At 74.6% G+C, this 24,847-nt stretch carries 25 protein-coding genes; 13 read left to right on the top strand and 12 right to left on the bottom strand.

Annotated features, from left to right (window positions below):
- The first annotated feature begins 181 nt into the window (after window positions 1–181).
- The 4 genes from ispF (at window position 182) to BLU55_RS16735 (ending at window position 2,911) form a co-directional block, all read left to right on the top strand.
- Entirely contained in the window at window positions 182–664 is a 483-nt protein-coding gene (gene ispF / locus BLU55_RS16750; RefSeq protein ID WP_091734127.1) for a 2-C-methyl-D-erythritol 2,4-cyclodiphosphate synthase, read from the top strand.
- 75 nt (window positions 665–739) lie between these two features.
- Window positions 740–1,291: a YqgE/AlgH family protein gene (locus BLU55_RS16745; protein ID WP_091732062.1), complete on the top strand. Its 552-nt coding sequence runs from the start codon at window positions 740–742 to the stop codon at window positions 1,289–1,291.
- A 16-nt stretch (window positions 1,292–1,307) separates the two neighbouring features.
- Window positions 1,308–2,213 carry an alpha/beta fold hydrolase gene (locus tag BLU55_RS16740; protein WP_091732059.1) on the top strand — a complete coding sequence of 302 codons (906 nt, stop codon included), beginning with the start codon at window positions 1,308–1,310 and terminating at the stop codon, window positions 2,211–2,213.
- A complete protein-coding gene (locus tag BLU55_RS16735; protein WP_091732056.1) occupies window positions 2,210–2,911 on the top strand; it encodes an IspD/TarI family cytidylyltransferase in 702 nt (233 codons plus the stop codon). The genes BLU55_RS16740 and BLU55_RS16735 overlap by 4 nt, the downstream gene beginning before the upstream one ends.
- Here the strand turns inward: BLU55_RS16735 and BLU55_RS16730 are convergent.
- Both BLU55_RS16730 and BLU55_RS16725 read right to left on the bottom strand, forming a co-directional pair.
- Window positions 2,889–3,566, bottom strand: coding sequence for a glycosyltransferase family protein (locus BLU55_RS16730; RefSeq protein WP_157682925.1), 678 nt, complete (start codon window positions 3,564–3,566; stop codon window positions 2,889–2,891). The genes BLU55_RS16735 and BLU55_RS16730 overlap by 23 nt on opposite strands.
- 81 nt (window positions 3,567–3,647) lie before the next feature.
- Complete coding sequence (locus BLU55_RS16725) at window positions 3,648–4,133, bottom strand: CarD family transcriptional regulator (protein WP_056541086.1); 486 nt, start codon at window positions 4,131–4,133, stop codon at window positions 3,648–3,650.
- Between the two features lie 311 nt (window positions 4,134–4,444).
- Between BLU55_RS16725 and BLU55_RS16720 the strand changes: the two genes are divergently transcribed.
- From BLU55_RS16720 to BLU55_RS16710, 3 genes are all read left to right on the top strand, one after another.
- Window positions 4,445–5,308 (top strand): UbiA family prenyltransferase, encoded by an 864-nt coding sequence (locus tag BLU55_RS16720; RefSeq protein WP_157682924.1) that lies wholly within the window; start codon window positions 4,445–4,447, stop codon window positions 5,306–5,308.
- Between the two features lie 48 nt (window positions 5,309–5,356).
- Window positions 5,357–5,929 carry a hypothetical protein gene (locus tag BLU55_RS16715; RefSeq protein WP_091732049.1) on the top strand — a complete coding sequence of 191 codons (573 nt, stop codon included), beginning with the start codon at window positions 5,357–5,359 and terminating at the stop codon, window positions 5,927–5,929.
- 89 nt (window positions 5,930–6,018) lie between these two features.
- Window positions 6,019–6,768, top strand: a complete 750-nt coding sequence (locus BLU55_RS16710; RefSeq protein ID WP_091732046.1) for a phosphoglyceromutase — start codon at window positions 6,019–6,021, stop codon at window positions 6,766–6,768.
- Window positions 6,769–6,833: 65 nt separating this feature from the next.
- On the opposite strand, the gene phoU is transcribed toward BLU55_RS16710, so the two are convergent.
- Window positions 6,834–7,502 (bottom strand): phosphate signaling complex protein PhoU, encoded by a 669-nt coding sequence (gene phoU, locus BLU55_RS16705; protein ID WP_091732043.1) that lies wholly within the window; start codon window positions 7,500–7,502, stop codon window positions 6,834–6,836.
- 123 nt (window positions 7,503–7,625) lie between these two features.
- Between phoU and BLU55_RS16700 the strand changes: the two genes are divergently transcribed.
- From BLU55_RS16700 to BLU55_RS16685, 4 genes are read left to right on the top strand one after another with little or no spacing between them, the layout of a single operon-like run.
- Window positions 7,626–8,792 carry a sensor histidine kinase gene (locus tag BLU55_RS16700; RefSeq protein WP_091732040.1) on the top strand — a complete coding sequence of 389 codons (1,167 nt, stop codon included), beginning with the start codon at window positions 7,626–7,628 and terminating at the stop codon, window positions 8,790–8,792.
- Window positions 8,789–9,466, top strand: coding sequence for a response regulator transcription factor (locus BLU55_RS16695; protein WP_091732037.1), 678 nt, complete (start codon window positions 8,789–8,791; stop codon window positions 9,464–9,466). Before BLU55_RS16700 ends, BLU55_RS16695 begins: the two co-directional genes overlap by 4 nt.
- A 49-nt stretch (window positions 9,467–9,515) precedes the next feature.
- Window positions 9,516–10,628, top strand: coding sequence for a carboxylate-amine ligase (locus BLU55_RS16690; RefSeq protein ID WP_091732034.1), 1,113 nt, complete (start codon window positions 9,516–9,518; stop codon window positions 10,626–10,628).
- Window positions 10,625–11,587, top strand: a complete 963-nt coding sequence (locus BLU55_RS16685) for a DMT family transporter (protein ID WP_091732031.1) — start codon at window positions 10,625–10,627, stop codon at window positions 11,585–11,587. The genes BLU55_RS16690 and BLU55_RS16685 overlap by 4 nt, the downstream gene beginning before the upstream one ends.
- Here BLU55_RS16685 and BLU55_RS16680 read toward each other — a convergent pair.
- Both BLU55_RS16680 and mshA read right to left on the bottom strand, forming a co-directional pair.
- Window positions 11,584–12,168, bottom strand: coding sequence for a type III secretion system chaperone family protein (locus BLU55_RS16680; protein ID WP_091732028.1), 585 nt, complete (start codon window positions 12,166–12,168; stop codon window positions 11,584–11,586). The two genes, BLU55_RS16685 and BLU55_RS16680, sit on opposite strands and share 4 nt — an antisense overlap.
- Window positions 12,169–12,202: 34 nt before the next feature.
- Complete coding sequence (mshA, locus tag BLU55_RS16675) at window positions 12,203–13,474, bottom strand: D-inositol-3-phosphate glycosyltransferase (protein WP_407938392.1); 1,272 nt, start codon at window positions 13,472–13,474, stop codon at window positions 12,203–12,205.
- Window positions 13,475–13,671: 197 nt separating this feature from the next.
- Between mshA and BLU55_RS16670 the strand changes: the two genes are divergently transcribed.
- Window positions 13,672–14,406: an SDR family oxidoreductase gene (locus tag BLU55_RS16670; RefSeq protein WP_231917197.1), complete on the top strand. Its 735-nt coding sequence runs from the start codon at window positions 13,672–13,674 to the stop codon at window positions 14,404–14,406.
- Between the two features lie 24 nt (window positions 14,407–14,430).
- Here the strand turns inward: BLU55_RS16670 and BLU55_RS16665 are convergent, their stop codons facing one another.
- Entirely contained in the window at window positions 14,431–15,498 is a 1,068-nt protein-coding gene (locus tag BLU55_RS16665; RefSeq protein ID WP_091732020.1) for a hypothetical protein, read from the bottom strand.
- 52 nt (window positions 15,499–15,550) lie between these two features.
- Window positions 15,551–16,114, bottom strand: a complete 564-nt coding sequence (locus BLU55_RS16660; protein ID WP_091732017.1) for an arsenate reductase/protein-tyrosine-phosphatase family protein — start codon at window positions 16,112–16,114, stop codon at window positions 15,551–15,553.
- Between the two features lie 122 nt (window positions 16,115–16,236).
- Between BLU55_RS16660 and typA the strand changes: the two genes are divergently transcribed.
- Window positions 16,237–18,147 (top strand): translational GTPase TypA, encoded by a 1,911-nt coding sequence (gene typA, locus BLU55_RS16655; RefSeq protein WP_091732015.1) that lies wholly within the window; start codon window positions 16,237–16,239, stop codon window positions 18,145–18,147.
- 69 nt (window positions 18,148–18,216) lie between these two features.
- On the opposite strand, the gene BLU55_RS16650 is transcribed toward typA, so the two are convergent.
- The 5 genes from BLU55_RS16650 to BLU55_RS16630 form a co-directional block, all read right to left on the bottom strand.
- The gene (locus tag BLU55_RS16650; RefSeq protein ID WP_091732012.1) at window positions 18,217–19,098 is read right to left on the bottom strand and encodes a PDDEXK family nuclease; all 882 of its coding nucleotides are present in this window, start codon (window positions 19,096–19,098) and stop codon (window positions 18,217–18,219) included.
- A 60-nt stretch (window positions 19,099–19,158) separates the two neighbouring features.
- Window positions 19,159–21,963, bottom strand: a complete 2,805-nt coding sequence (locus BLU55_RS16645; RefSeq protein WP_157682923.1) for a hypothetical protein — start codon at window positions 21,961–21,963, stop codon at window positions 19,159–19,161.
- Window positions 21,964–22,057: 94 nt separating this feature from the next.
- Entirely contained in the window at window positions 22,058–23,365 is a 1,308-nt protein-coding gene (locus BLU55_RS16640) for a protealysin inhibitor emfourin (RefSeq protein WP_091732006.1), read from the bottom strand.
- Between the two features lie 183 nt (window positions 23,366–23,548).
- Window positions 23,549–24,475 (bottom strand): alpha/beta hydrolase, encoded by a 927-nt coding sequence (locus BLU55_RS16635; RefSeq protein WP_091732004.1) that lies wholly within the window; start codon window positions 24,473–24,475, stop codon window positions 23,549–23,551.
- A 64-nt stretch (window positions 24,476–24,539) separates the two neighbouring features.
- Entirely contained in the window at window positions 24,540–24,824 is a 285-nt protein-coding gene (locus BLU55_RS16630) for a DUF2516 family protein (RefSeq protein WP_091732001.1), read from the bottom strand.
- Window positions 24,825–24,847: the final 23 nt, after the last annotated feature.

Genomic DNA, 24,847 nt, shown 5'->3' with positions numbered 1-24,847 from the left:
TCTCACCCCGACCACGGGACCGGCCCGGGCGCCGACGGCGTGGGCCGTCGCGCGCGATGATCGACCCGTGACCTCCTCCCCGCCCCCCGCCGGAAGCCCGAGCGGGAGCCCCACCCACGGCACCGACGACAGCACCGCCGAGCGCCGAGGCGAAGGCCCCGCCGAGGCTCGACCCACCGGCCTGCGCGTCGGTCTGCGCATCGGTCTGGGCACCGACGTCCACCGCCTCGCCGCCGGGCGCCCGATGCGCATCGCCGGGCTCGACTGGAGCGACGAGGAGGTCGGCCCCGAGGGCCACTCCGACGGCGACGTGGTGCTGCACGCGATCTGCGACGCGCTCTTCTCGGCCAGCGGTCTCGGCGACCTCGGCAGCAACTTCGGCACCTCGGAGCCGCAGTGGGCCGGAGCGGCCGGCCACGACCTGCTCGCCGAGGCGCTGCGCCGGGTCCGGGAGGCCGGCTGGGAGGTCGGCAACGTCGCCTGCCAGCTCGTCGGCAACCGGCCGCGGTTCTCGGCCCGCCGCGCCGAGGCGGAGGCGGGCATCCGCGAGCGGCACGGCATCGACGTCTCCCTGACCGCCACCACCACCGACGGCCTCGGCCTCACCGGCCGGGGCGAGGGTCTCGCGGCGCTGGCGACGGCCCTGCTGGTGCGCGCCGGCTGAGCCCCGGCGGAGCGTCGTCGGGTGTCAGCCGGGCGGGCCCCTGACGCGCCCCCCTCCGGGGTGTCACGATGGACCATGCAGCCCGCCCGCGGATCCCTCCTGATCTCCTCGGCGACCCTGCAGGACCCCCGCTTCGCCCGCACCCTCGTCCTGGTCCTCGACTCCGACGACTCGGGCTCGCTCGGGGTCGTCCTCAACCGGCCCGCCACCACGCCCGTCGGCGAGGTGCTCGCCTCGTGGAGCGACCTCACCAGCGCGCCCCAGGTGCTCTTCGAGGGCGGTCCGGTCGAGGGCAACGCCGCGCTCGCCGTCGCCCGCCTCTCCGGCGCCGGCGTCCCCGAGGCCTGGCAGCCGCTGTCGGCCACGCTGGGCATCCTCGACCTCGACCGGCCGCCGGAGGAGTACGTCGGACTGATCTCGGCGCTGCGCGTCTACGCCGGGTACGCCGGCTGGGGCCCGGGCCAGCTCGACGACGAGATCGACTCCGGCAGCTGGCACCTCGCGCCGGCCGAGGACCACGACCTGTTCAGCGACGATCCCGGCGGCCTGTGGCGCCAGGTGCTGCGCCGCCAGCCCGGACCCGTGGCGATGCTCTCGACCCTGCCCGAGGACGCGAGCCTCAACTAGGCGCTAGAAAGGACCCGTGCGCACCTTCGACGGACTGCGGCTGGCGGTCACGACGTACGGCCCCGACGACGCGCCGCTGACCGTCTTCCTCGCCCACTGCTGGACGCTGAACCAGCAGGACTGGCACTACCAGGTGCGCGACCTGATGCGGGAGTTCGGCCACGACGTCCGGATCGTCACCTGGGACCACCGCGGCCACGGCGAGTCGAGCCCGGTGACCCGCGCCGGCGCGCGCATCGACCTGCTCGCCCGCGACTGGGGTGACCTCGTCGACGCCCTGGCCCCGACCGGTCCGCTGCTGCTCGCGGGCCACTCCATCGGCGGCATGGCCCTGATGGCGCTCGCTGAGCAGCGTCCCGAGCTGTTCGAGCGGGTGGTGGGCGTCGCCCTGGTCTCCACCTCGAGCGGGCAGCTCGACACCGTCACGCTCGGCCTGCCCGACGCCGGCCCGCTGCTGCGGTCGCAGATCCCGCGGGTGCTGGCGCTGCGCTCACGCACCCTGTCGCGCCGCGCCCGGCGCCGGGCGCCGATCGTGGAGCGGCTGCTGCTGCGCACCTTCCTGTTCGGCACCCCGATGCGGCTGGCCGACGCCGCGCTCGCCGTGGAGGGGCTCATCAGCTGCCCCGGCGCCACCGTCGTGGGCTACTACGAGGACTGCCTGCGCCACGACCGGGCCGACGCCCTCGCGGTCCTCGCGGGCATCCCGGTGCGGGTGCTCGTCGGGAGCCGCGACGTCCTCACCCCGCCGAGCCACGCCCGGCGGCTGCTGGAGCGGCTGCCCGACGCCCACCTGACCGTGGCCCCCGGCGCCGGCCACATGCTGCCGCTGGAGCGCGAGCGCGTCGTCTCGGCCGCCCTGGCGACGCTGGCGCGCCCGCACGTGCGCCGGGACGCGGCCGCCAGCCGGGACCGCGCCTCGTGAGCGCCCCGACCCCCCGCACCGCCGCCGTGCTGCTGGCGGCGGGCTCCGGCACCCGCGTCGGCGCCGAGGTCAACAAGGTGCTGCTCCCCCTCGGCGACGTGCCGGTCCTGGTGTGGTCGGTGCGCACGGTGCTCGCGCTCGAGGGCGTGCACCGGGTCGTGCTGGTGGTGCGCCCCGCGGACCAGGACGCGGTGCGCGAGGCCGTCGCCCCGCACCTGGGGTCGCACGACCTGTGGGTGGTGGCGGGCGGCACCCAGCGCCACGACTCCGAGTGGCGGGCGGTGCAGGTGCTGCGACCCGACATCGAGGCGGGCGAGCTCGACGTGGTGGCGATCCACGACGCCGCCCGGCCGCTGGCCCCGGCGTCGCTGTGGCGCCAGGTCGTCGCGGCCGCCGTCGAGCACGGGGGCGCCATCCCCGTCACCCGGGTGCCACCGCTGCTGACCCGTGCCGGGCGGGCCGCGCCGGCCCTGGTGGCGGTGCAGACCCCGCAGGCGTTCCGGGCCGCGGAGCTGCTCGACGCGCACTCCCGCGCCCACGAGGACGGCTTCGTCGGCACCGACACGGCAGCCTGCCTGGAGCGCTACTCCGAGGTCGCCGTGGTGGGGGTGCCCAGCGACGCGGCCAACCTCAAGGTCACCTTCGCCGAGGACGTCGCCCTGGCCGGGGAGCTGCTCAGCCGGGGCCGTCCGGACTGAGCCCACCGTCCGGCAGCCCGTCCGGCAGCCCGTCCGAGTCGACCCCGACGGATCCCGAGGAGGTGGCCGTGGCGGCGCTCAGCGCGGCCAGGACCGCCAGGTCGGACTCGTCGACCACCCGGCGGCCCAGCGCGGGGGCCAGCAGGTGGCGCACCGGGAACCGCTCCGAGAGGGAGGCCACCAGCGCGGCCAGGTCGTCCACCTCGAGCGAGTCCAGGGCGGCCAGCACGGCGGCGGGCAGCACGACGGGCGAGGTCGGGCAGACGAGCGTCTCGCGGTCGACGGTCGCGCCGAGCCGGAGCACGCCGGACGCCTCGGCGGCGTACGCCTTGACGGTGTCGGTCACCGGGCGCACGCCGACCACGACGGCGCCGGTCCGCTGGGCCTCGGTCACGCACTCGGCCAGGAAGGACGCCGGCGTCAGGGGGCACAGCGGGTCGTGGACGACCAGCACCAGCCCCGCCTCGCGGACCTGCTCGAACGGCACGGACAGGTCGTAGAGGTCGATCCCGGCGGTGCTCAGCGCCCACGACGCCGACGCGACCAGGGACTCGCCGTGGACCAGCGCGAAGGGCAGCGAGCCACGCCCCTCGACGGGGACCAGGCCGAGGACGGCCGGCGTCTCGTCGTACGGGTCCCAGCCCTGGCTGCTCATGGCGCCCACCCTAGGGCGCAGACGCGACGAGCCCCCGGGAGTGGTCCCGGGGGCTCGTGGTGACGCAGGTGAGGGTGTCGCCTAGGAGGCGAGGACCTCGTCGAGGATGGTCTCGGCCTTGTCCTCGTTGGTGTGCTCGGCCAGCGCCAGCTCGGAGACGAGGATCTGGCGCGCCTTGGCCAGCATCCGCTTCTCGCCGGCCGACAGGCCACGGTCACGCTCGCGGCGCCACAGGTCGCGCACGACCTCGGCGACCTTCATGACGTCGCCGGAGTGGAGCTTCTCCAGGTTGGCCTTGTAGCGACGCGACCAGTTGGTCGGCTCGTCGGGCACGACCGCCCGGAGCACCTCGAAGACGCGGTCGAGACCGGCCTTGTCGACCACGTCGCGGACCCCGACGAGGTCCAGGTTGCAGGCGGGCACCCGCACGACCAGGTCCTGCTGGGCGACGATGCGGAGCACGAGGTACTGCTTCTCCTCGCCCTTGATGGTGCGCATCTCGATGTTCTCGATGACCGCGGCCCCGTGATTCGGATAGACAACCGTTTCGCCGACAGTGAAAGTCATATTGATGTGTTCCCCTTTCGAGGTGACCAGTCTAACACGGTTGCCAGGGTCGCCTATCCCCTGTTTCCGCAGGTCAGAGCCGTTTTCGGGGCTTGACAACTCCGCATATCGTGTGTTCCTCGCGTGCGGTGGGAACGGTGTGGCCCCGCTCCGCGATCTCTCCCGTCGCGTCGCCGGCACCCCTGGGAGCACCCCCGCGGACCCCCCTCCCGTCGCCCCCGGGGACGCCCGACGGGCCGTCCCGGCGGCGCTTGGCCGAAAGGCTCCTCATCGGCGGCGCGATGGTCGATACTGCGCTGCGTGAGCGCACGATGAGCACGCCCTCGACCGGCACCGACGGCGACACCGACAGCTCCGGCGGGACGCGGCAGCGGACGGTGCGGCCCTCCGACAAGCCCGCGCGGACGCCACCGCCCCGCCCCGGATCGCCGGGCTCGGCGGCGCGCACCCCCGGGGAGCCGCCCCGCACCTCGCTCGTGGGGCAGCTCCGGGCGGTCGTGAGCGCGATGCACCCGCGGCAGGCGCTGGCCTTCGGCGTCGCGGTCGCCGTGCTGGTCGCCCTGATGGGCCGGCCGCCGCGCGAGTGGCTGGTCAGCGGCGCAGCCGTGCTGGTCGTGCAGCTCGCGCTCGGCCTCATCGACGACCTCGTGGACACCGAGGAGGACCGGCAGACCCAGGCGCCCGGCAAGCCGCTGGCGTCGGGGCTGGTGCCGCGCGGCAACGCGACGTACGCCCTGGCCGTGCTGGTGCTGCTCGCCGTCCCGCTGTCGCTGCAGAACGGCCTGGTCGCCGGAGCGCTGCTGCTGGCGAGCCTGGTCGTGGGCGTGGTCCACGACCGCTGGCTGCACCGCGGGCTGCTGTCGTGGGTCGGGTGGGCGGCGACGTTCGCGCTGCTGGCGGGCTTCGTCAGCTTCGGCGGGTGGGGCCGCGAGGCGGAGGGCACCGCGCCCGTGACGTCGTTCGTGGTGCTGGTGGCGGTGCTGGGCGTGCTCGTGCACGTGCTGGTGGCACTGCCCGACCTGGTGACCGACCACCGCGGCACGGTGCGCCACCTGCCGCTGCGGATCGCGCTGCGCACGGGCACCCCGAGGCTGCTGCTGGCGACGGCGGCGCTGACCGCGCTCGTGCTCGCGGGGTGCGCCTACGTGGCCCTCACCGCGGGCATCGCCCGCTGAGCGATAGGCTCGCCCCTGCCTTCCTGACCGCGCGAGAGGACCTCCGCCATGTTGACGCCCGTACGCCGACGTCTTGCCGCCGCCTCGCTCGCCCTGCTGGTGCCCGCACTGGGTGCCTGCGGCTTCGACGCGCAGACCGACCAGGTCTACCAGCCGGGGGTCGGCGCCAACGAGCGCGGCGACTCCGTCGACGTGCTCGGGGCCGTCGTGGTCTCCGAGGAGGAGGGGTCCGGCCGCTTCATCTCCTCGCTGGTCAACACCGAGCTCGACCAGGAGGACCAGCTCGACACCATCACCGGGTCCGACGTCCAGGTCGAGCTGACCAGCCCGGTGGCGCTGGACCCCGACAGCATCGTCAACCTCGCCGACGACTCCGTCGACCAGATCGCCGTGACCGGCGAGGGCATCAAGGCCGGTGGCTACACCCGGCTGACGCTCACCTTCCAGAGCGGGCAGACCACCGAGATCAACGTGCCGGTCGTCGCCGCGGAGGAGGAGTTCTCCAGCGTCGGGCCGAGCCCGTCGGAGTCGGCCTCCCCCTCCGAGTCGCCGTCCGAGTCCCCCTCCGCGTCCCCGTCGGAGTCCCCGTCGGCGTCGCCCTCGGAGTCGGCTGCGCCGTAGCCCGACCGAAGTCTTCCGCACCCGCTGGCCCGACCCGCCCGCGCTCGCCGCGGCGTACGCCTGGCCGGAGCCCGTCTAGGATCCGTGCCATGAGCCAGACCCGGACCCTGATCCTGCTCCGTCACGGCGAGAGCGACTGGAACGCCAAGAACCTGTTCACCGGCTGGGTCGACGTGGCCCTCACCGAGAAGGGCCGCTCCGAGGCCGCCGCCGGTGGCGAGCAGCTCGTCGAGGCCGGCCTGCTCCCCGACGTCGTGCACACCTCGCTGCTGCGCCGCGCCATCACCACCGCCCACCTGGCCCTCGACGCGGCCGACCGCCACTGGATCCCGGTGCGCCGCTCGTGGCGCCTCAACGAGCGCCACTACGGCGCGCTGCAGGGCAAGGACAAGAAGCAGACCCTCGAGCAGTACGGCGAGGAGCAGTTCATGACCTGGCGCCGCAGCTTCGACGTGCCCCCGCCGCCGATCGAGGACGGCGACCAGTGGTCCCAGGCGGGCGACCCGCGCTACGCCGACCTCGGTGCCGAGATGCCCGCCACCGAGTGCCTCGCCGACGTGATCGTGCGGATGCTGCCCTACTGGGAGTCCGCGATCGTGCCCGACCTCGACGCCGGCCACACCGTCCTCGTGGCCGCCCACGGCAACAGCCTCCGCGCCATCGTCAAGCACCTCGACGGCATCAGCGACGAGGACATCGCCGGCCTCAACATCCCCACCGGCATGCCGCTGGTCTACGAGCTCGACGAGGACCACCGACCCGTCACGCCCGGTGGCCGCTACCTCGACCCCGAGGCCGCGGCCGCCGCGGCTGCCGCGGTGGCCAACCAGGGGCGCTGACCGCCGGTCCCGGTGGGGCCGGCCGGTCGGCCCGGGGGACCCGGTCGGCCGGGGCCCCGGGAGCGCTACAGCGTGGCGGCGTTGCCGGCGTACTGCGGGTGCTCGCCGGTGACGAGGAAGACGACCCGGCGGGCGATCGAGACCGCGTGGTCGGCGATGCGCTCGTAGTAGCGGCCGAGCAGGGCGATGTCGACGGCCGGCTCGACGCCGTAGGTCCAGTCGGAGCCCAGGAGCTCGCGGAAGGAGTTGCGGCGCAGCTTGTCCATCTCCTGGTCGACCTGCTCGAGCTCCTCGGCAGCGGCGACGTCGGACTCGGCGATGATGTGCTCGACCTTGGCGATCATCACCTCGGCGACGGCGGCCATCCGCTCGATCATCGGGACCACGGAGGTCGGCACGGCGATCTCGGGGACGCGCAGCCGGGCGATCTTGGCGACGTGGACGGCCAGGTCGCCCATCCGCTCGAACTCGCTGACCATCCGCAGCGACGCGACCAGCATCCGCAGGTCGCCGGCGACGGGGTTCTGCAGGGAGAGCAGCTCGAAGCTGTGCTCCTCGAGCTTCTCGCGCAGCGCGTCGATCTGGGCGTCGCCGGAGATGACCTGCTCGGCCCGCTGGGCGTCGCCCTCGAGCAGCGCGGTCGTGCCCTCGGTGACCGCCTCGCGGACGAGGCGGGCCATGCCCACGAGGTCGTCGCGGATCGAGTCGAGCTGGTCGGTGTAGGCATCGCGCATGGACCCAACCTAAGCCGAGACGGATGAAGTGTTGGCGACGTTGCGTGAACGAGGCGTGAACAGCCCTGGAAAGGGCTCCACGGTGGCGAAACCCCAGGTGAAACTCTGCGTACGATCGAGGACGTGAGCCCGACGGTCCAGGCCCTCCTCTTCGCGCTGCTCGGGGCAGTGCTGGGTGGGGGCACGGTGCTCGCGTTCCGCGTGAGCGAGCGCCAGCGCCGCCCCGCCCCGGTCCTCGAGCCGCCGCTGCCTCCCGGTGTCGCCGCAGTGCTCTCGGTGCTGCGCAGCAGCGCGCTGGTGGTCGACGGCAGCGACGCGGTGCTCAAGGCCTCGGCGCCCGCGATCGCCATGGGGATCGTGCGCGGGCAGGAGATCACCGAGCGCGAGCTCGCCGACCTGGTGAGGCAGGTGCGCCGCGACGGCCAGATCCGCGAGACCGAGCTGCTGATGCAGCGACCGGGGTTCCCCTCGCGCCACGTCACCGCCCGGGTCGCCCCGCTCAGCTCCCAGCTGGTGCTCGCGCTGGTCGAGGACCGGACCCGCGAGCGCCGCGTGGAGTCGATCCGCCGCGACTTCGTCGCCAACGTCAGCCACGAGCTCAAGACGCCCGTGGGCGCCATCAAGCTGCTCTCGGACGCCGTCATCGACGCCGCCGACGACCCCGAGGCGGTGCAGCGCTTCGCCGGGCGGATGCACAAGGAGAGCGACCGGCTGGCGCGGCTGGTGCAGCAGATCATCGAGCTCTCGCGGCTGCAGGGCGACGACCCGCTGGTCGAGCCGCTCGCCGTCGAGGCCGATGCCATCGTGGCCCGGGCCATCGACGAGTCGGCGACCGACGCCCAGGCCCGCCGCATCACCGTGGTCCACCAGGGCACCCGGGGCCTGTGGCTGCTCGGCAACCGCGAGCAGATCTCGGTCGCGCTGGGCAACCTGGTCGCCAACGCCGTCACCTACTCCCCCGAGGGCTCGACCGTCGTCGTCTCGGCCACCGGCCACGACACCACCGTCGACCTCGCGGTCACCGACCAGGGCATCGGCATCCCGTCCTCCGAGATCGACCGGATCTTCGAGCGCTTCTACCGCGTCGACCCCGCCCGCCACCGCTCCACCGGCGGCACCGGCCTGGGCCTGTCGATCGTCAAGCACGTGGCCGCCTCCCACGGCGGCGAGGTCCGGGTCTGGTCCGTGGAGGGCCAGGGCTCGACCTTCACCCTCACCCTGCCCCGCAAGCCGGGCCTGCCCCCTGCGTCCGCCCCGGACGCCACCGAACCGCTCAAGGAGAACGCATGACCCGCGTACTGGTCGTCGAGGACGAGGAGAGCTACAGCGACGCCCTCGCCTACATGCTGCGCAAGGAGGGCTTCGAGGTCGCCATCGCCGCGACCGGGCCCGACGCGCTCACGGAGTTCGACCGCGCCGGCGCCGACATCGTGCTGCTCGACCTGATGCTGCCCGGGCTGCCCGGCACCGAGGTCTGCCGCCAGATCCGCCAGACCTCCAACGTGCCGGTCATCATGGTCAGCGCCAAGGACGACGAGGTCGACAAGGTGGTCGGTCTCGAGCTGGGCGCCGACGACTACGTCACCAAGCCCTACTCGCCGCGCGAGCTGGTCGCCCGGATCCGTGCCGTGCTGCGCCGCGGCGCCGAGCCCGACCTGGCCCCGATGACCCTCGAGGTCGGCGCCGTGCGGATGGACGTCGAGCGCCACCTGGTGACGCTGGCCGGCGACGAGGTGCGGCTGCCGCTCAAGGAGTTCGAGCTGCTCGAGATGTTCCTGCGCAACCCCGGTCGGGTGCTGACCCGCGGGCAGCTCATCGACCGGGTGTGGGGATCGGACTACGTCGGCGACACCAAGACCCTCGACGTGCACGTCAAGCGGCTGCGGGCCAAGCTCGAGGACAACCCCGCCGAGCCCCAGCTGCTGACGACCGTGCGCGGCCTCGGCTACAAGCTCGACCTCTGAGCGGACCCGCGGCGCGACGCGGCCGTCCCCGCAGGGCAGACTCACCCGCGTGGGCGTGCGCAAGGTGGGGGTCGAGGAGGAGCTGCTGCTCGTCGACCCCGCGACCGGCTGCCTGACCGCGGTCTCCCGCCAGGCGGTCCGCGCGCACGACGAGCGGATGTCGACGCCCGGCGAGACCGCAGCCGACGCCCCCGTCGAGGCCGAGCTGTTCCTCCAGCAGATCGAGAGCCAGACGCCGCCGACCACCTCGATGGACGAGCTGGCCGCGCACCTGCGCGAGAGCCGCCGGGCGGTCGGGGAGGCGGCCCGGGCGGCCGGCGCCGCCGCGGTCGCGGTGGCCACGCCCGTGCTGGTCGACGGCGAGGTCACGGTGACGCCGCAGCCGCGCTACCTCCAGATCCGCCAGCAGTACGCCGAGCTGGCCCGCTCCTCGCTCGCCTGCGCGATGCACGTCCACGTCGACATCGACAGCCGCGTGGAGGGCGTCCGGGTCCTCGACGCGATCGCCCCGTGGCTGCCGCTGCTGCTCGCCGCCAGCGCCAACTCGCCGTACGCCGAGGGCCGCGACACCGGCCACGCCAGCTGGCGCTCCCAGATCTGGGGCCGCTGGCCCTCCCACGGCACCGGCGAGCCGTTCGGCGACCCCGCGACGTACGACCGGGTGGTGGAGCAGCTGGTCGGCTGGGGGGCTGCGCTGGACCCCGCCATGGCCTACTTCGACGCGCGGCTGGCCGCCGAGTGGCCGACGGTCGAGGTGCGGGTCGCCGACGTCTGCACCGAGGTGGAGGACGCCGTCCTGGTCACCGCGCTCACCCGTGGGCTGGTCACGACCGCGGCCGGGGCCGAGCCGCAGCCGTCGTGGCGCAGCGACCTGCTGCGCGCCGCGAGCTGGCGCGCCGCGCGCCACGGCCTGGCCGAGCGGCTGGTCGACCCGGCCGTCCAGGAGCTGGTGCCGGCCCGCGCGGCGATGGCCTCGCTGCTGCGCCACGTCGGTCCCGCGCTGGAGGAGGCCGGCGACCTCGCCCTGGTCGAGGACGGCCTCGAGGACCTGCTGGCCCGCGGCACCGGCGCCACCCGGCAGCGCGCCCGCTTCGAGGGCACCGGCTCCCTGGAGGCCGTCGTGGCCGACCTGGTCGAGCGCACCGAGGCGTCCTGGAGATGAGCGACGCCGCTCCTGTGCCCACCGTCCCCCGCTGGCTGCCGCTGGCCGCCATCGGCGTCACGCTGCTCTTCTGGGCCTCGGCCTTCGTGGCCATCCGCCACCTCGCCGCCGACTTCACCCCGGGCGCGCTCTCGCTGGGTCGGCTGCTCGTCGGCTCGCTGTGCCTGGGGGTCGTGGCGCTGGCGCAGGGCCTGCCCACCGGCGAGGCCCGGCCCCGCCGGGCCGACTGGCTCCCGGTGCTCGCCATCGGGGTGCTGTGGTTCGGCGTCTACAACGTCGCGCTCAACGCCGGCGAGCGGCTCGTCGACGCCGGCACGGCGTCGATGCTGATCCAGGTGGCGCCGGTGCTGATCGCGCTGCTGGCGGCGCTGTTCCTCGGCGAGCGGTTCACCACCACCCTGGCGCTCGGCCTGGCCCTGTCCTTCGGCGGCGTCGCGCTGATCGCGGCCTCCAGCCACGGCAGCGGGGCGCCCGGCACCTCCGACGACGCCTCCCCCGTCCTGGGCGTGGCGCTGTGCCTGCTGGCCGCGGTCGTGTACGCCGTCAGCGTGGTCCTCCAGAAGCCGCTGATGGGCCGCCTCAAGGCCGTCCACGTGACCTGGATGGCCTGCACGACCGGTGCCGTGGTCTGCCTGCCCTTCGCCGGCGACCTGGTCCGCCAGGTCGGCGACGCGCCGACGTCGTCGCTGCTGTGGCTGGTCTACCTCGGCGTCTTCCCCACGGCCGTCGCGTTCACGACGTACGCCGTCGCGCTGCGCCACACGAGCGCGTCGAGGCTCGGCGTGACGACCTACCTGGTGCCGCCGATCACCATCGTGCTCGGCCTGGTGTTCCTCGGCGAGGCGCCGCCGGCCCTGGCGTACGTCGGCGGCGTGACCGCGCTGGTCGGCGTGGCCGTCGCGCGGCGGGTGCCACGGCCGCGGGCGTCGGCCGAGGTCGCCGCGCGGCCCCCCTCCTAGGAGGACTCGCCGCTCGGCGTGCCGAGCCGGTCGAGCCCGAGCGGGCCGCGGAAGGCCTCCAGGTTGCGCACCGACTCGCCGCGCGAGATCCGCCACTCCCACTCCTTGCGGATCGAGGTGGCGAACCCGAGCTCGAGCAGGGTGTTGAACGAGCCGTCGGCGTACTCCAGCACCGCGCCGAGCAGCCGGTCGACGGTCTCGGGCGTGGTCGCCTCGAGGGGCAGCTTGGCGTCGAGGTAGACGTCGCCCACCCCGTCGAGCGCGAACGCGAACGCGAACATCTTCATGTTGCGCTCCAGCATCCAGCGGTAGACGCCCTCGAAGTTCTCGTCGGGGCGACGGCACACGAAGGCGTGCACGGCCAGCGCGTGGGTGCCGACGTCGAAGCGGGCCGGGGTCTGCAGCTTCTTCTCCCCGGGCAGCTCGACCATGAGGGAGGTCGGCGAGACCTGCGTCCACTCCAGCCCGGCCTCGCGCAGCACCCGGACCAGCGCGTCGAGGGCGTCGCGGCGGGCCGGGGCGAGGTCGTCGGGCTGCAGGTCGCCGGGGGCCTGCGGGGTCGGGGTGGTCGGGTCGGTCATGGGCCCCAGCCTGGCAGGTGGACCCGCAGGCACCTCAGAGCGCGAGGCCGCTGAGGTCGGCGCGCATCTTCTCGTGCGCCGCGGCGTACACCTCGATCATGGCCTCGGCCGTGCGGTCCCAGCCGAACTGCGCGGCGTGGACGCGGGCCCCCTCGGCCAGCCGGTCGCGCAGTCCGGGCTCGAGCAGCACGCGGGCGAAGGCGGCGGCGTACGACGCGGGCTCGTGGCCCTCGACCAGCAGCCCGGACCGCTCGTGGGCCACCGCGGTCGTCAGCCCGCCGACGGCCGCGGCGACGACCGGGGTGCCGGTGGCCTGCGCCTCGACGGCGACCAGCCCGAAGCTCTCGTTGTAGGACGGCACGCAGACCAGCGAGGAGGCGGCGTACCAGTCGACCAGGCCGGCCTGCGCCACCGGCGGCACGAACCGCACGGAGTCGGTGATGCCGAGCTCGTCGGCCAGCCGGACCAGCACGTCGGGGCGCTCCAGGCCCGAGCCGGACGGGCCGCCGACCACCGCGACGGTCAGGCGCGAGCGCAGCTCGGGCCGCTCGCGCAGCAGCACCGCGACGGCGCGCAGCATCACGTCGGGGGCCTTGAGCGGCTGGATCCGGCCGACGAAGGTGATCAGCTCGCCGTCGACGGGCAGGCCGAGGCGCTCGCGGGCCGCGCGGGTGCCGACGTCGCGGAAGGTGTCGAGGTCGACGCCGGGGTGGACGACCTGCACCCGGCCGGGGTCGGCGCCGTAGAGGTCGACCAGCTGGCGGGCCTCGTCGTCGGTGTTGGCCACCAGCATGTCGGCGGCCTCGACGACCTGCTCCTCCCCGATCAGCCGCGCCATCGGCTCGGGGGTGTCGCCCTCGGCGAGCGCGGCGTTCTTGACCTTGGCCATCGTGTGCATCGTGTGCACCAGCGGCACGCCCCAGCGGTCGCGGGCCAGGGCGCCCACCTGGCCGCTGAGCCAGTAGTGGCTGTGCACGAGGTCGTAGTAGCCGACCGGGTGGTAGGCCTCGGCGCGCAGCACCTCGCGGGCGAAGACGCACAGCTGGGCAGGCAGCTCGTGCTTGGTCAGGCCCTCGTAGGGGCCGGCGGAGACGTGGTGGACGCGGATGCCGTCGGTGACGTCGACGACGGGGTCCAGGGTGCTGTCGGTGCTGCGGGTGAACACGTCGACCTCGACCCCGCGGGCGGCGAGGCGGCGCGAGAGGGCCAGGACGTAGACGTTCATGCCGCCGGCGTCCCCCGTGCCCGGCTGGTCGAGCGGGGAGGTGTGCAGGCTGACCATGGCGACGCGGTGGAGCGTGCTCACCACCCTTGCCCCTCTCGTCCGGGGCCACGTGCGCGCGCGTCCGGCCCGGTGGTCGCGACGTGTGCCGTCCGACCTCGCTGCTGCGCTGCCTATCATGACGCGCGGACCCCACCGGTCCGCAGCCGATCCCCCTGGAGGACTCCGTGAGCACCCCCGCCACGACTTCTGGCACGACTTCTGGCACGACCCGCACCGCCCTGGTGACCGGCGCCAGCAGCGGCATCGGCGCCGCCACCGCGCGCGCCCTGGCCGGCGACGGCTTCCACGTCGTGTGCGCCGCGCGGCGCGCCGAGCGGATCGAGGAGCTCGCCGCCGAGATCGGCGGCACCGCGATCGTCTGCGACGTCACCGACACCGCCGCGGTCCAGGCCCTGGGCCGGCAGGTCGCGGACTCCCACGGCTCCCTCGACGTGCTGGTCAACAACGCCGGCGGTGCCTTCGACGCGGCCACCGTGGAGCAGGCCGACGCCGACACCTGGGCCCGGATGTACGACGTCAACGTGCTCGGGGTGCTGCGCGTCACCCAGGCCCTGCTGCCCGCCCTGCGCGCCGACGGCGGCGGCCTGGTCGTCAACATCGGCTCCACCGCTGGCCGCGTCGCCTACGAGGGCGGGGCGGGCTACGTCGCCGCCAAGCACGGCGTCGCCGCCCTGACCCGCACGCTGCGCCTCGAGCACGTCGCCGAGCCGCTGCGCTTCACCGAGGTCGCCCCCGGCATGGTCGCCACCGACGAGTTCGGGCTGGTGCGCTTCGCCGGCGACGAGGCCAAGCGCGACGCGATCTACGCCGGGGTGGCCGAGCCGCTCACCGCCGGCGACGTCGCCGAGATCGTCCGCTGGGTGGCCTCGCTGCCGCCCCACGTCGACATCGACGAGGTCGTCGTGCGCCCCCGCGCGCAGGCGGCGCAGCACAAGGTGCACCGGGAGGGCTGAGCCCCCGGCGGCCCACCGGGTGGGTCAGCCCCGGTCGAAGACCGTGCCGCGGACCTTGCGCAGCGGGTCCAGGCCGTCGACGGCGAAGCAGCTGGCGACGTAGACGCCCTGGTCGTTGGGCCACTGGTCGACCGCGCCCGGGTAGGCCCGGCCCACGATGTCCTCGCGGCCGGTCGAGACGGTCCGGTAGAGCGTCTGGCAGACCCGGTCGAGGCGGGCGTACTCCGCGTCGCTGAGCGCGACGTACCTCCCGTCGGTGCCGGTGCGCACCGCCCGCTCGCCCTGCACGTCGCCCCGCGCGACCGCGGTGTTGAGGATCATCTCGCCGATCTCCTCGCCCTGGTGGGGCTGGCGGCACGCGACGCTGCGGCCCGGGGTGTCGAGGCAGACGCGCGCGCCGACCGGGGTGCGCCGCGTCGCCAGGTCGGCGAAGGCGAGGGTGCCGGGCTCGTCCTGCTCGAAGGTGCACACGAACTTGCGCTGGCCCTGCTCCCACAGGTCGGCCGGGAACGGGTCCCAGGCCAGGTGCAGGCCGCTGTCGGGGGCCAGGGAGGGGCCGAGCTGGACCGGGAGGTCGCCGGCGCGCCGCTGCGCCCTGCCGTACGTCGAGCCGGCCAGGCAGCGGTCGTTGACCTGGTCGCGGACCCGGTCGTGGAGGGCGGAGTCCTGGTCGAGCAGGTCGGCGTACGACGTGACGCGGCGGTCGAGGGCCGCGGGGAGCTCCACCACGTCGTACAGCTCGAGGGCGTGCGCCCGGTCGCAGTCGACCTCGTCGGTTAAGGCCGCGTCGTCGCGCATCGACTCGGCGAGGTCGGCGTCGCCTCCGGCGTACTTCTCGGACCAGGCGGTGAAGCCCTCCTCGCCGAGCGCCTGCGGGAGCTGCTGGTCGCCCCAGCAGGTGCCGGCGCGCAGCTCCCGGGTGGCCTCGGGCGAGGCCGACGCGCTGCTCCGGGGCGCGGCCGGGGCGTCGTCGCCGGAGCCGCCGCAGGCGGTGGTGAGGACCAGCAGCAGGAGCAGCAGCGGGGTCGCGGGCCGCAGGGCGGAGCGGGCGGCCCGGAGGGAGGCGGGGCGGAGCAGGGGTCGAGCGGGCATGCCGTCCAGCGTCGCACGGCCGCCTGGCGCCCGGCCAAACCGGCTCCTGGTCCTAGGGCGCCAGCGCGGCGACGACGCGGCGGACCGCGGCGTCGATCTCGGCGGCCGCCTCGGCGTGGACCTCGCTGCCGCGGCGGTAGGGGTCGACGACGTCGTAGCGCTCGAGCTGCGCCCGCGACCGCTCCTGCGCGGCCGCCCGCACCAGCGCGGCGGGACCCGCGCCCGGGTCCTCGACCACGTCGAGCAGGGCGGCGAGCTCGCGGAGGGTGAAGGTGCGGCGCAGTGCGGTCGGCGCTTCCTCCAGCGCCCGGGAGCGGATCGCCGTGGTCGCGGTCAGGACCAGGTCGGCCTCGCGCACCATCGCCGGGGTGAGCTGGCGGGCGACGAACCCCTCGGAGGACCCGCCGAGCCGCGCCAGCTGGGCCGCGGCGTCGGGGTCCATGCCCTGGCCGGCCAGGGCGCCGACACCGGCGCTGGAGACCTCGAACGACGAGGGCAGCAGGGCCGCGGCCAGGCGCTCGCCCAGCGGGGAGCGGCAGACGTTGCCGACGCACACGAACAGCACCCGGAAGGGGTCGCCGACGTCGGCCCGGTCGGCTGCTGGGGTCTCGGCCACGCATGCACTGTAGTGAGCCCCACCCTCACCGTGTCCCGAGCACCACCTCGCGGGCGATAAACTGCTCGGGTCGCCTCCTCGTCCCGAGTCGAGCGACCTCCTCGACTTGAAGGTTCAGCCGCATGTCCACGCCCCAGACAGACCCGTCCGCCCGCAGCTCGCGCACCGACCTGCGCAACGTCGCGATCGTCGCGCACGTCGACCACGGCAAGACCACCCTGGTCGACAAGATGCTCTGGCAGGGCGGCGCGTTCGGCGCCCACCAGCACGTCGACGAGCGGGCGATGGACTCCGGTGACCTCGAGCGCGAGAAGGGCATCACGATCCTCGCGAAGAACACCGCGATCCACTACGCCGGCCCCTCGGCCGACGGCAAGCCGATGACGATCAACATCATCGACACCCCCGGTCACGCCGACTTCGGCGGCGAGGTCGAGCGCGGCCTGTCGATGGTCGACGGCATCGTGCTGCTGGTCGACGCCTCCGAGGGCCCGCTCCCCCAGACCCGCTTCGTGCTCCGCAAGGCGCTCAACGCCGACATGCCCGTCGTGCTGGTGGTCAACAAGACCGACCGCGGCGACGCCCGCATCGCCGAGGTCGTGGACGAGACCTACGAGCTCTTCATGGACCTGCTCGACGACTCCCACAGCCAGGACGCCCTCGACTTCCCGGTCGTCTACGCCTCGGCCCGCGCCGGCAAGGCCTCGCTCGAGGCCCCCGAGAACGGCGAGGTGCCCGACTCCGAGGACCTCGAGCCGCTGTTCCGGACGATCCTCGAGACGATCCCCGCGCCGACGTACACCGAGGGCAAGCCGCTGCAGGCCCACGTCACCAATCTCGACGCCAGCCCCTTCCTGGGCCGGCTCGCGCTGGTGCGGGTCCACGAGGGCACGCTGAAGAAGAACCAGACCGTCGCCTGGATGCGCACCGACGGCACCACCAAGAACGTCAAGATCACCGAGCTGCTCGTCACCGAGGCGCTCGAGCGCAAGCCCGGCGAGTCGGCCGGCCCCGGCGACATCGTCGCGATCGCGGGCATCCCCGACATCATGATCGGCGAGACCCTGGCCGACGCCGAGAACCCCGTCGCGCTGCCGCTGATCAAGGTCGACGAGCCCGCCATCTCGATGACGATCGGCACCAACACCTCCCCGCTGGCCGGCCGCGGCCCGACCAAGAACACCAAGGTCACCGCCCGCCTGGTCAAGGACCGGCTCGACGCCGAGCTCGTCGGCAACGTGTCGCTGCGCGTGCTCCCGACCGAGCGTCCCGACGCCTGGGAGGTGCAGGGCCGAGGCGAGCTGGCGCTGGCCATCCTGGTCGAGCAGATGCGCCGCGAGGGCTTCGAGCTGACCGTCGGCAAGCCGCAGGTCGTGACCCGCGAGGTCAACGGCAAGGTCCACGAGCCGACCGAGCGCCTGACGATCGACGCGCCGGAGGAGTACCTCGGCGCGATCACCCAGCTGCTCGCCGTCCGCAAGGGCCGCATGGAGCAGATGACCAACCACGGCACCGGCTGGGTCCGGATGGAGTTCCTGGTGCCGGCGCGCGGCCTCATCGGCTTCCGCACCGAGTTCCTCACCGAGACCCGTGGCACCGGCATCGCCCACCAGGTCTTCGAGGGCTACGAGCCCTGGGCCGGCGAGATCCGCTCGCGCTCCAACGGCTCGCTCGTCGCCGACCGGGCGGGCGCCGCCACGGCGTACGCCATGACGAACCTGCAGGAGCGCGGCGTGATGTTCCTCGAGCCGACCACCGAGGTCTACGAGGGCATGATCGTCGGCGAGAACTCCCGCGCCGACGACATGGACGTCAACATCACCAAGGAGAAGAAGCAGACCAACGTCCGCGCCTCCTCCTCGGACAACTTCGAGAAGCTGGTCCCCGCCAAGAAGCTCTCCCTCGAGCAGTCGCTGGAGTTCTGCCGCGAGGACGAGTGCGTCGAGGTCACTCCCGACGCCGTCCGGATCCGCAAGGTCGACCTCGACGCCAACACCCGCGGTCGCACCGCCGCCCGCGCGCGCCGCGCCTGAGGCCACCCGGCACACCTGCCACGCCCGGGCGTGCGGGACGACGATCAGCTCGGTCGGCGACCCGCACGCTCAGGCGGCGGTGCAGGTGCCGCAGGAGCGAACTGATCGTTCCTGCACACGCGCCGCCGCGGTGACGGTGGCCCGTACGTAGTCCTGGTCGAACATCGCGTGTGCCCAGGCGAAGCGCACGACCCGGTAGCCCTCGCCGACGAAGGCGTTGTAGCGCTCGGTGTCGCGACGCAGTGCAGCCGCATCGGCGTGGAACTCGAACGAGTCGGCCTCCACCGCCAGCCGCAGCCGTCGGTCGAGCAGGTCGGCCCGGCCCAGCGTGCCGATCCACTGCTGCGGCTCGAAGCACGTGCCGGGCACGCCCAGCAGCACGGCCCGCACGACCGACTCGAAGGGGTTGGCCGCGCGGGCGTCCGCGAGCTCGACCACCTCGAGGGCTCGCGACCGCCCCGTGCGCGGCAGCCGGGAGCAGGCCCGCAGCAGATCCCCACGCGGCACTCCGGCGCGCAGCGCCGAGTCCGCCACGGCCAGGGCGTCCTCGAGGGGCAGGTCGCGGGCGCAGTCGAGCACAGTGGCCACCTCGCCCCTGATCCCGGCCACCAGCTCCTGCGGCGTCACCGCGCCCCACCGCAGGCCCACCCCACGCCGTCGGGACTGCGCGACGTTGCGGCCTCGCGGCACCATGACCTGCGGTCGTTCCGGGGGCAGCCTGACCTTCCAACCGTGGGCCAGGGCCGCGGACAGGTGGCTCAGGGGCCCGCCAATCGCGATCGCCGCTGCTCGGTCGGCGTCCAGGCCGGGCAGACCGTAGACCCCACGCCGCATCCGCACCACCTCGCCGCTGACGACCGCCCGCTCGAGGTCGCGCACCGCGACGACGCGCAGCAGCGCCTCCCGGGACGCCAGTCCCCCGAGCTCCCGGACCGCCTGACCGACCTCCACGCGGCCACCCCACCTCCGGTCGCCCGTCGGGGCAACCGGGGATCCACAGGGGCCTCGGAGTCAGCGGTCCCGGAGCAGCACGGTGCGGTCGGAGAACTGGCCCCACTCGGGGAGCCGGACGTGCAGGCGGATCCGCTCCGACCCCTCCTTCACGGAGTCGCGGGCGGTCGGGACGGTGAAGCGGGCCGTGGTGCGGCCGGGGCCGAAGGAGCTGCCGAGCGACCACCCGTGACCCCACAGCGGGGAGCTCGCCCGGGTGCCGCCCACGCCGAGCCGGCGCCTGGCCCAGTCGCGGGGCAGGTCGCCGAGCGTGGCGCGCGGGGCACTGGTGGGCTTGGCGAAGCCGAGGGTCAGGTAGGGCTCGTAGCCGACCGGCGCCGAGAGCGTGACCGTCACCTCGACCGGGTCGCCCTCGCGGACCGAGGCCGGCGCGGAGACCGTGAGGGTGGGCCGCTGCTCGTCGTCGACCACGACGGCCGCCCCGTCGCCGTCGGCGATCCCGACGTTGCGCACGGCGAAGGCCTGCAGGAACGTGCGTCGCGGCGGGCCGGAGTAGACGTCGTCGGCGGTGTAGGGCACCTCGACCGAGCCCGTCGTCTGGCCCGCGGCCACGTCGACGCGCAGCGGTGCCCCGGCTCCCTCGGGGTCCTGCTGGACCACGGTGAAGCGTCCGTCGGCCGGCGCCGGGGCGCTCAGCCGCCACGGCACCGAGACGCTGTGGCGCCCGCTGTCACCGGCCTCGGTGACCCGGGCGGAGCCCAGGGTGAGGGTCGGCAGCCGCCGGGCCGGGACCGCGGGCAGGCCCTGGGCGGGCACCCCCGCGACGTCGAGCACGAAGACGCGGCCCTGGGTGCTGCGACCCACCAGCTCGACCCGGGTGATCCGGGTCAGGTCGAGCACCCCGCTGGTGTCGCGCAGCGAGACCCGCACGTCCTGGGCGACCAGCTTGGCCAGGCCGACCTCGGCGCTGCCCGGCAGCGGAGCCACCAGGCCCGAGTCCTCGACCAGCGGCTCGGCGGTGCGGCCGTTCGCGTCGGTCAGCCGTACGCCGATCCGCGCCGTGCCGCGTGCCGGGTCGGCCACCACGCGCAGGTCGACCGATGCGTCGCGCGACAGGTCGAGCGGCTGGTCGAGCTGCATCCCCGCCTGGGCGCCCGCCTGCGTCCACGACATCACGAAGGCGTCCTGCGTCGGCAGGCCGCGCGGCTCCTCGGGGGCCCAGTGGGGAGCCCGGCCGGGGTCGGTCCGGGCCCCGCAGGCGGTGGCGGACGAGCCGCCGACGTACCCCCGGCACAGCCGTGCGCCCGCCCCGCCCGAGGGCGTGGTCGGCGTCGTGGTGCCGGGCAGCACCAGGCTGCGGCCGCCGCCGACGGCGTGGGTGTGCACGACCGCGTCCCCGGTCGAGGCGACGTGGCCGCGGGTGCCGTCGAACATCGGCAGCGTGGTCGGGGCGGCGCCGCTCGCCCGGGTGAACAGCTGCACCGCGCCCGCGACGTACGCCGTGCCGACCGCGCGCTGCTCGGCCTTGGTCAGCCGGGCGGCGGTGGCCGTGCCGCACGCGGCCTTCGGGGCGCCGAACCAGTCGTCCTGCGACGGCGCCTTCGAGAGCCCCGGGGTCCACTCGGTGTTGAAGAAGTTGTGGTTGGCACCCATCACGAGCACCGAGCTCTTGAGCGCGGTGTCGCCGTCGGCGAGGCCGCGCGAGGCGTCGGTGAACTGCTGGCCCTGGAGGTCGGAGACGTCGCCGTCGCAGTAGGGCAGCACGGTCACGGTCGGGACGTACGCCGCGGTGCGCCGCGCGAAGTCGGTGGGGCCGAGCAGCACCTGGCCGGCGATCCGGTAGGGCGCCGACAGCGGCACCTGCTGCGAGGCGAGGTCGACGCCCTCGCCGCCGCGGCTGTGGCCGACCAGGACGGTGCGCTGCAGGTCGACGGCGTACTTCCCGCTGGAGGCCCACGCCGCCCACTGGTCGAGGTGGCGGCGGACCAGCGCGGCGCGGGCCTTGGCGCCGCCGTCGGAGGCCTCGTAGTCCTGGGCGTTGATGCCGTTGGCGGCGATGCTGACGGTGAGGTAGCCCTGGCTGGCCAGGCGGCGCTGCAGGTAGTCGTAGCCGAGCTGGCTGGGCACGGGCTGGAAGCCCTTGGCGCAGGGCCAGCCGTCGCCGAAGGCGTCGGGCCGCTTCGGCGACCAGCAGGCCTGGTGGCGGCCGTGCAGGAACAGCACCAGGGGCGCCGCGGCCCGGAGCTGGTCGGCCCTCGGCACGACGACGTGGCCGGCCATCTCGAGCTGGCCGGGGAACCCCGGGTAGCTGAAGCCGGGCAGCGAGTAGTCGCTGGTCGTCACGGCGTAGGACCCCGCCCTGCCGGGGTCGAAGCCGAACAGCGGGCCCTCGTCACCGGCGGCCGCGCCGAGCGAGCGGGCCGACGGGGCGGGGGCCGGCCCGTCGAGCGGCTGGCCCGAGAGCGTGACGGCGAGGTCGGCCGGGTCGGTGCCGGGCGGCACGGCGACGCTCAGGCCGCGGCCGTCGGCGGCCAGGGTCACGGGGGCGACCGGCTGCCCGGCGAGCGTGACCTCGGGGCGGGCCGAGGTGACGGGGATCGGCTCGGCGCTGCGCCAGGTGGCGACGGCACCGCCGGCGCCGTCCTCGGCGACGCTCCAGCCGACCGGGGTCGCCGGACCGGCCGAGGGGTCCGCGGTGCCGTCGGGCGCCGGGTCCGCGACCGTCGTCGTCACGACCGGGGCGGGGTCCGGGTCGGCGGCCAGGGCCGCGGTCGAGGCCCCGGGCGCCAGCCCGAGCACCGTCATCGAGAGGGCGGCGCACGCCGCTCCCGCCGTCCACGACCTGCGTGCCGACCTCGTCCGCATCCTGCTCCCCTGACGTCCACGGGCACCGCGCCCCGCGCAGTATCACGCCGCCGGGTGACAGGTGGGTGGCGGCGCACCGGGGCCGCGGCGACGGCTACTCGTCGAGCACGATGCGCGCCAGCGTCCGCAGGTCGTCGTCGAGGGCCTGCTCGGGCAGCTGGGCCTGGGTGGTGGCGTAGCGGAAGGAGTAGACGAAGCGGTCGGGCTGCGGCGGCACCGGCGCCAGCGCGGTGAAGTCGATGCGCTGCACCAGCGAGCGCACCTCGGGGGCGCGCGGGTCGTCGGAGTCGAGGTCGACCTCGCCCTCCTTGACCAGCCCGGCGAAGCCTCCGGAGCGGCGCACCCCCACGGTGGTGGTGGGGGCCGGGGCGGGCGTGCCCGGCACGTCGGTCGCGCCCGGCGTGACGCCGACCGTGGTCCAGGCCTCCCGGACCGCGTCGGCGTGCTCGCCGGCCGCGGCGACGGTGGCGGCCGCGAAGGTGGCGAAGTCGCTGTCGGCGGCCAGGCCGGAGGTGAGGGCGGCGTACCAGATCCGGCCGGCGCCGCTCCACGACTCCCCGCCGACGGCCCTCGCGGCGAGCACGAAGGCGCGGTTGGGGATGCCGGAGTTGAGGTGGACGCCGCCGTTGTCGTCGGTGGTCTCGACGTAGTCGGCCATCGAGCCGACCTGGGGGTCCTTGCCCAGCGCCGGGTCGTCGTACGCCGTCCCGGGCTCGAGCATCGAGCGCAGCGCCCTGCCGTTGATGCCCTCGACGAAGATGCCCTCGCCGACGAGCCAGTCGGCCGAGGCGGCGTCCTGGCCGAGGTGGCGCTGCTTCGTGCAGGCCCCGAACACGTCCGACATCGACTCGTTGAGCGCCCCGGACTGGCCCTGGTAGGTCAGGTTGGCGGTGTACTGCGTGACGGCGTGGGCCAGCTCGTGGCCGAGCACGTCGATCGGCTTGGTGAAGCGGCCGAAGACCTTGCCGTCCCCGTCGCCGAACACCAGCTGGGTGCCGTCCCAGAACGCGTTGTCGTAGTCCTTCTCGTAGTGCACGGTGGCCACCACGGTCGCGCCCGCGCCGTCGTAGGAGTCGCGCCCGTAGTCGGCGAACAGCGCCAGCGTCTCGGTCAGCCCGACCGCTGCCTCGTCGACGGTGACGTCCCCGACCTCCGGCTGGCCCGCGGTGCGCACCAGGTCACCCGGCAGCTCGGTGCCGTTGTGGGCGTCGTGGATCTCCCAGTCGGCCCCCGGCGTCGCCGCCACCGCCCGCGCGACCGGCTGGCTCGGTGGGTCCACGCGCCTCCCGCGCAGCGTCCGGTCGATCTCCCGGGTGCGCTGCGCGACGCCCGTGACGTGCTCGTCCTGGGTGGTGTCGGCGAGCTGGTCCAGCAGGTACGCGGGGATGAAGTGGCATCGCATCGTCCCAACCTCCCTCCTCTCCGGACCTCGCACAAGGCCCTTCGAGACGGTCGCTGCGCGACCACCTCAGGGACCGGGACCCCTCGGTGGCTGGGGCCCTTCGAGACGGTCGCTGCGCGACCTCCTCGGGACCGGGCCCCTCGGTGGCCGAGGAGGGACGGAGTCCCGCCTCGAAGGCCCCCGTCAGCCCGCCGCGGGCCCGGCCGCCAGGACCTCGGCGAACAGCGCGATGGTCTCGGCGGTGGCGGCGTCGGCGGCCGTCGAGAAGGCGCCCATGTCGACGAACCCGTGGATGAGGCCGTCGTAGCGGCGCGAGACGACGTGGACGCCCGCGGCGGTGAGCGCGGCGGCGTACGCCTCGCCCTCGTCGCGGAGCGGGTCGAGCTCGGCGGTGACCACCACCGCGGGCGGCTGGCCCGCGAGCGACGCGGCGCGCAGCGGGGAGAAGCGCGGGTCGACGCCGTCGGTGGGGGCGTAGTGCTCCATGAACCACGCCATCGTCGGCAGGTCCAGGAAGTAGCCCTGGCCGTTGGTGGTGCGCGACTCGTACTCCCCCGGGCCGTCGGTCGCGGGGTAGACGAGCAGCTGGACGGCGATGCCGGGCACCTGCTGGCTGACCACCGCGGCCAGGTTGCCGCCGGCGCTGTCGCCGGCCACGGCGAGGCGGCCGTCGCCGCCGAGCTCCTCGGTGCGGCCCTGCAGGTCGCGGGCCGCGGCGACCGCGTCCTCGACGCCGGCCGGGAAGGGGTGCTCGGGCGCGAGCCGGTAGTCGACCGACACCACCACCGCCGCCGCGTCGCGGCAGATCCGCCGGGCGAGGTTGTCGTGGGTGTCGAGGTCGCCGATGACGAAGCCGCCGCCGTGGAAGAACGCCACGACCGGCCAGGGCCCCTCGCCCTCGGGGCGGTAGATCCGCGCGGCGACGGGGCCGTCACCGCCGGCCACTTCGGTCTCGGTGACCGACGCGACGGGCACGACGTCCTCGGGCTTGCGGAAGTCGACGGTCAGGGTGCGGAAGCCGCGCCGGGCCGTGACCGGGTCGGACTCGTACGTCGGGGTGCCGGCAGCGACGAGCTCGAGCAGGCCGGCCAGCTGGGGGTCGAGGGGCATGGGCGCCAGTGTGCCCGGCAGGTCAACCGGGCGGGTCGACCGAGTTGGATCCGGCCCGTCGTGCTCAGCGGCGGGTGACCGAGGCCAGTGCGGGGCGCACGTCGAGCACGTAGACCAGGGCGGCCACGATGCCGAGGATCGAGAGCAGCCCGAAGACCGAGGGGAAGACCAGCGACGAGACCAGCGCCAGCCCGAGGATGAGGCACCAGGCGGGCTTGGTGAGCTTGCCGGCGGCGACGAAGGCGTCGCTGCGGCGCAGCACCGCGTCGATGAAGGCCCAGGCCTTGAGCGCGAGCAGCACGAAGAACGTGATCTCGCTGATCCCCGCCCGCACGCCCCACAGATCCATGGGGGCAGCCTATCCGGCCGGTG

Origin of the sequence: Nocardioides scoriae (genome assembly GCF_900104965.1) — a bacterium.
GTDB lineage: Bacteria > Actinomycetota > Actinomycetes > Propionibacteriales > Nocardioidaceae > Marmoricola > Marmoricola scoriae.
The sequence above is the reverse complement of the archived record's forward strand: the minus strand, read 5'-3'. Positions and strand labels throughout refer to the sequence as shown.